The 6,336-nt window shown below is 71.0% G+C and carries 4 protein-coding genes; all 4 read left to right on the top strand.

Going from position 1 to position 6,336, the window contains the following annotated elements; translation table 11 throughout:
- On the top strand, positions 1-2,033 hold a 2,033-nt coding region (locus ACFCXS_RS39195), incomplete at its 5' end, for an alpha/beta fold hydrolase (RefSeq protein WP_376648122.1).
- 55 nt (positions 2,034-2,088) lie between these two features.
- Complete coding sequence (locus ACFCXS_RS39190) at positions 2,089-3,774, top strand: fatty acyl-AMP ligase (RefSeq protein ID WP_376648121.1); 1,686 nt, start codon at positions 2,089-2,091, stop codon at positions 3,772-3,774.
- Positions 3,775-3,791: 17 nt separating this feature from the next.
- Positions 3,792-4,814 carry a MupA/Atu3671 family FMN-dependent luciferase-like monooxygenase gene (locus ACFCXS_RS39185; RefSeq protein WP_376648120.1) on the top strand — a complete coding sequence of 341 codons (1,023 nt, stop codon included), beginning with the start codon at positions 3,792-3,794 and terminating at the stop codon, positions 4,812-4,814.
- Positions 4,815-4,862: 48 nt separating this feature from the next.
- The coding region (locus ACFCXS_RS39180; RefSeq protein WP_376648119.1) for a condensation domain-containing protein at positions 4,863-6,336 on the top strand (1,474 nt) is incomplete at its 3' end.

The following is a 6,336-nucleotide window of genomic DNA, read 5'->3' as shown; positions in this document are numbered from 1 at the left end:
TGCCCGACTACATGGTGCCTTCGTCCTTCGTACGGCTGGACGCCCTGCCGCTCACCCAGAACGGCAAGACCGACCGCAACGCCCTGCCCGCCCCGAGCACACGCGAGGAGACTCACGAACCGACTCTCGCGCCGCGCTACGCGACCGAAGCACGGATAGCGGCCGTGTGGCAGACCGTGCTGCGCACCGGTGCGATCGGCCTCTCCGACAACTTCTTCGAGGTCGGAGGGCACTCCCTGCTCGCCGTCCAGGCAGTGGACGCCCTGCAGCAGTGGGGTATCGAGGTCAGCCTGGCCGACTTCTTCACGCACCCGACCGTCCAGTCCCTGGCCGCACACCTCGAGAGCGCCCAGGGAGTCCGGACCGATCACGTGGCCTTCCGGGCCGCCGGTGAGGACCGTCCGCTCTTCCTCGTCCACGAGAGCTCCGGCGAGGTCTTCTACGGGCTGGAACTCACCCGTCACCTCGGTGCCGGCATCCCGGTCCACGGGCTGCCCGCCGAGCCCCTGGACGACGAGCCGTCCACGACGGTCCAGGCGATGGCCGCCCGACTGGTGAGGATCATGAGGTCGGTTCAGCCGCACGGGCCGTACCGCGTCGCGGGCTGGTCCTTCGGCGGCACCGTCGCCTACGAGATCGCCGCGCAACTGCTCGGTGAGGACGAGACCGTCGAGTTCCTCGGGCTCATCGACACCCGGCACCCGACGGCGACGTCGGGCACGGCCCCGGCACCCGCCGACCTGTCCGACAACGACTTCCTGCTGCTGGCACTGTCCTGGTACCACGCGAGCCCCACCGACATCGAACAGCTCCGCCCGTCCGCCGCCGCACTCGACTTCCCCGCCCTGCTGCGCGAATGCCAGGAGCGGCAGCTGCTGCCCGCGCACCTGTCGTCCTCGTACGTGCGGCACTTCCTGCGGCGGTGGCGTGCCCACAGCACGGCTGAGCGCGACTACTGGCCGCAGCCCCTGCCCCTCGCCGTCGACCTGTTCGTCGCGGCGGACGAGGCGCCGACGGACAGGGCATCGTCCGACCAGTCGCTCGGCTGGCACACCGTGGTCCCCCCGGACCTTCTGGTGACCCACCCGATCCCGGGAACCCACACGTCCGTCGTCGAGCCCCCACACGTCCACACGCTCGGCGCGTCCCTCACCGCGAGGCTGGCCGAGACCGGGGACACGGCGACACCGGCGGCCCGCCCACCGGCACCGCGTCCGGCGCCGATGGTCTGGATCCAGACCGGAACGACCGGTGTGACACCGGTCGTGGCCGTGCCCGGTGCCGGAGACAACGCCGCCGCGTTCGTCGAACTGGCGCAGGCGCTGGGTCCCCGGCGACCGCTGCTGGCGTTCCAGCCACGCGGCACGGACGGCAGAGCGCTGCCGCACACCACCGTGGCCGCGGCCGCGAGGAGCTACGCCTCGGTCGTCGAACAGCGTCATCCGGGCGAGGCCGTCCACCTTCTGGGGCACTCCTTCGGCGGTTGGGTCGCCCTGGAGGCCGCGCGGCTGCTCACCAAGGCCGGACGCCGGGTGGAGTCCCTGACCCTCCTCGACAGCGAACCCCCCACCGACGGGCACGCGACACGCGGCGACGTGACCCGGGCCGACGTGCTCGCCACTCTGCTCGAACTCTACGAGCGCCGGGCAGGAGGCCCCCTCGGCATCCTCCCCGAGGACCTCGAAGGGCTGGACGAGCCCGCCCAGATCCAACTGCTCCACGCCAAGCTCGTCCCGCACGGCCTCGCCCCGGCCCGCTCCACACCGGAGGACCTCGCCGGTGTCGTACGGACGTTCGCCGCCGCGCGACGCGCGTCGTACCGGCCCGGCGAGGGCTACGAGGGACCGGTCGCGTTGTTCCTCGCCGAGGACGACCTGGAGGCGGCGCAGGGCTCCGGCGGTACAGGCCTCCACACCGGCTGGCGGCAGTGGCTGCCGGACATGACCGTGCACGTCGTCCCCGGCAACCACGTGACGATGCTGCGGGCACCCCACGTCGACCGACTCGCCGCCCACATCGCGAAGTACCTCTGAACACCCCCGCACAGCACCCGTGCATCCCCCTTCAGCACCAAGCCAGGGAGTTCCCGTGTCCCCCTCACCGCACCCGCCGACCTTGCTGGACGCGATGCACCGTCATGCGGAGCAGCGGCCCGAGAAGGTGGCGTTGCGTCTCTTCCGGCGTGCCGACGAGGAGCCGGTCGTCTTCACCTACGAACGCCTGTGGCGCGACGCGGCCCGGTGGGCGGGCCGACTACGTGACGCCGGGCTCGTCGGCGAGCGCGTCCTGCTGACCACGAAGACCAACGACCACTTCGTACCGGCCTTCTTCGGCTGCCTGATGGCGGGCGCGGTCGCCGTGCCCACCCCGCCAGCGGGCCGCCGCCGCACGGTGGAACGGCTGCGCGTCCTCGCGGCGGACTCCGGGGCGCGGGCCCTGGTCACCGACTTCGCGGCGGAGCTGCCGGGTCCGGAGCTCGCGGGACTGACCGTCCTGGACAGCGCGGAGACCGACGCGGTCGCGGACGGGCCCCACAGCGACGGATGGAGGCTCGTCCGACCCGAGTCGCTGGCGTTCCTCCAGTACACCTCGGGATCGACCGGCTCCCCGAAGGGCGTGATGATCACGCACGGCAACCTCGTCGCGAACATGGCCGCCATAGCGGAGGGCATGGCACTCGACTCCGCATCCCGGATGCTGTCCTTCCTGCCGCTCTTCCACGACATGGGTCTCATCGGCGGCATGCTGGAAATGCTCTACCTGGGCGCCGAGTCCACCATCCTGCCGGCGCAGGATCTGGTGGTCGATCCCGCTCTGTGGCCGCGCCTCGTCTCCGACCTCCGCATCACCGTCAGCGGCGGCCCCAACTTCATGTACGACCTGACCGCCGACGCCGGTGGCTCGCCGGCCCTGGACGGCGTGGACCTGTCGAGCTGGAAGGTCGCCTTCTGCGGAGCGGAACCCATCCGCGCAGCCACCGTCGAGCGGTTCGTCGAGGCCTACCGGCCCCGGGGCTTCCGACCCTCGACGTTCTACCCCTGCTACGGAATGGCCGAGGCCACCCTGTTCGTCACCGGGGTGGAGGCCGGGGCCGGCGTGGTGACGGACGACGGCGACGGCCGGGCGCCACAGGGACCCGCCGTCGGCTGCGGACACCCCCGGGCGGACATGCGCGTCGAGATCGTCGACCCGAAGACCCGCACCCGCCCGCGGCAGGGCCAGGAAGGCGAGATCTGGCTGCGAAGCGCCTCGATCTCCCCGGGCTACTGGAACCGGCCGGACCTCAGCCACGAGACCTTCGGGGCCGTCCTCGCGGACACCGGGGAAGGACCGTTCCTGCGCACCGGGGACCTCGGCTACCAGCGGGACGGCCAGCTGTTCGTCACCGGCAGGCTCAAGGACCTGATCATCATCCGAGGCCGCAACGTCGTCCCGATGGACCTCGAAGCGGAGGCCGAGACAAGCCACGAGGCGGTGGTGCGCGGCGGCTGCGTGGCCGTGCCGGTCGAGGACGAGACCGTGGAACGCGTCGTGCTCGGCGTCGAGTTGGGCCGCGGCTGGCTCCGCCGCCCCGAGGAACACGACGCGATACGGCAGGCGGCGCGCGCCGCGGTGTTCTCGGCAACCGGGATCGCCGTGCACGAGGTCGTCCTGCTGAAGCCGTACGCGATCCCCCGGACGACCAGCGGAAAGCTCAGACGGTCGGAGTTCCGCGGGCGGTATCTCACCGGGACGCTGGACGGCGTCGTGGCCGCGGTTCCCTCGGGATCCTGAGAGCGGAGGACGCACCCATGCAGTTCAGTCTCATGTTCTTCTCCGGCGACGCGACGTCCGCCGGGCGCTACGACTTCCTGCTCGACTGCGCGAAGTTCGCCGACGACGCGGGCTTCACCGCCGTATGGCTTCCCGAGCGCCACTTCCACCCCTTCGGCGGCGCCTTCCCCAACCCGGCCGTCGTCGGCGCGGCGGTCGCCACGCGGACGACCAGAGTGCGCATCCGGGCCGGCAGCGTCATCCTTCCGCTGCACGACCCGGTCCGGGTCGCCGAGGAGTGGAGCGTCGTCGACAACCTCTCCCGGGGGCGGGTCGACCTCAGCTTCGGCCAGGGCTGGAATCCGTACGACTTCGTCCTGGCCCCGCAGCACTTCGCGGAGCGGCTCCCGGTGATGTACGAGGGCATCGACACCGTCGGCGCACTGTGGGACGGAAAGCGGATCAGCCGGCGCAACGGGCTCGGCGACGAGGTCGACATCGAGATCTACCCCAAGCCGGTCGCCGCTCGGCAACCCTGGTGGCTGACGTGTTCCGGTGGCGCCGACCGGTTCACCGAAGCCGGTGACCTGGGCCTCAACGTGCTCACGGCGCTGCTCTTCCAGGACGTCGAGGCCGTGGCGGGCAACATCCGCGCCTACCGCGACGCCCGGAACGGCAACAGCCACGGACCGGGCGCGGCCGGCCACGTGACACTCATGCTCCACACGTTCGTCGCGGGTTCGGCGGACGAGGCACGGCGCCTGGTCCGTGAGCCGCTGCGGGGTTATCTGGAGACGTCGATCGACCTGTGGCGACGGAACTCGACGGAACTGGACGACCTGTCGCCCGACGACCGACGGCTGGCCGCCGAGTTCGCCTTCGAACGGTACTTCCGGCACAACACGCTGTGCGGCTCCGTCGAGGACTGCTCGGCCGTGGTCACCGGACTCGAGAACGCCGGGGTCGACGAGGTGGCATGCCTCATCGACTTCGGAGTGGGTGACGCGGATGTCCTCGCCTCGCTCGAACTCCTGAAAACCCTGTCGGACCGACACGCGTAACGCGTCCTCACCGACGCTCCGTCCCCGCTGAAGCCACGAGAACCCCCGATGCAGCCACGCTGGAAAGGCCTGGGCAAGGAAATGATCGACTCGACGAAAAGCTCGGTTGTCAGGGCGGGCGGAGCGGATGCTCACCTCGTCGAGGAGTGGCATCCGCTGTCGTCGGCGCAGGAGGGCCTGTGGTTCCTCTACCAGCTGCGCCCCGAGTCCCGGCCCACGTACAACCAGGCCTTCTGCGTCCGCCTGCGCGGCGCTCTCGACCGGGAGACCCTGGCTCGTGCCCTGAACCGTCTCACCGCTCGCCACGGGATGCTCCGCGCCCGCTTCCAGGAGGTGGACGGTCGCCCCCGGCAGTCGGTGGCCGGGAGCGTCGAGGTGCCGGTGTCCTGGACGGACGTGTCCGGCCTGTCCGACGACGACATCCGCGACCTCGCCGAGGACGACTACCTGCGGCCCTTCGACCTGCACGCCGCTCCGCTGATCAGGGCCTCGGTCTTCGAACGCGGTCCCGAGGACAGAGTGCTCCTCGTGGCCTGCGACCACCTCGTGGGCGACGGCTGGTCCTGGTGGCGGCTGCTGCGTGAACTCGGAGAACTGGTCGGCGAACAGCGCGGCGGAACCGCCCCCCACGCCTTTGAGCCCGCCGGCGCCGGCGACTACCTCGCCCATGCACGACACCAGCGGGACTGGCTGAGCCAGGCGGACGGCGAGAAGCAGTTCACCTACTGGAAGGAAGCGCTGGCGGACGCCACCCCGGGCCTCGACATCGCGACGGACCGGCAGCGCGGCCGAGTTCGCGGCTCCCGGCGAGGAGTGCAGCCCGTCAGGATCACCGGCGAGCTCGTCGAGGCGATACGGGCCTTCTCCCGGCGCCACCACGCCACCACCTTCACGACCCTCCTCACGGGCTACGCCATCCTCCTTCACCGGCTCAGCGGCCAGGAGGCCGTCGCCGTCGGCGCACCCATGCCCGCCCGGGGCGACGGCCGTTGGGACGAGGTCGTGGGCAACTTCATGAACCCGGTCGCCCTCCGCGCCGTGTTCCCCCCGGACCTCACCGTCGCCGGGGCCGTACGGCAGATCCGTGACACCGCCCTGCGCGGCCTGGCCAACCAGGACTTCCCGCTGCGCGAGTTGGCGGAACGCCTGAACCCGGCGCGGGACGCCGACGGCAATCCGTTCTTCAGCACCATGTTCGTCTTCCAGAACCCGCGGGAAGAGAACGACATCCCACGCCTGATGGACCCGTCCCCGGACGCGCCGACGGTCACCTGGGCGGGCATGGACGCCACCGCGTTCTGGTGCCCCATGAACGGAGGCGCCGCCTTCGACCTGATGCTCCACCTCGGCGAGATCGGCGATCACATCACCGGCGCTCTGGAGTACTCCTCGGACCTGTTCGACGCGTCGACGGTGGAGCGGTTCGTGGGGTATTTCCGTGCGGTGTTGTCGGCGATGGTGGCCGATGAGGGGCGGTTGGTGGGGGATGTGCCGTTGCTGGATGCGGTGGAGGAGCACCGGG

This window comes from Streptomyces sp. NPDC056373 (genome assembly GCF_042262425.1).
Taxonomy (GTDB): Bacteria; Actinomycetota; Actinomycetes; order Streptomycetales; family Streptomycetaceae; genus Streptomyces.
Note: the sequence above shows the minus strand (reverse complement) of the source record. Positions and strands in the feature narration are given on the sequence as shown.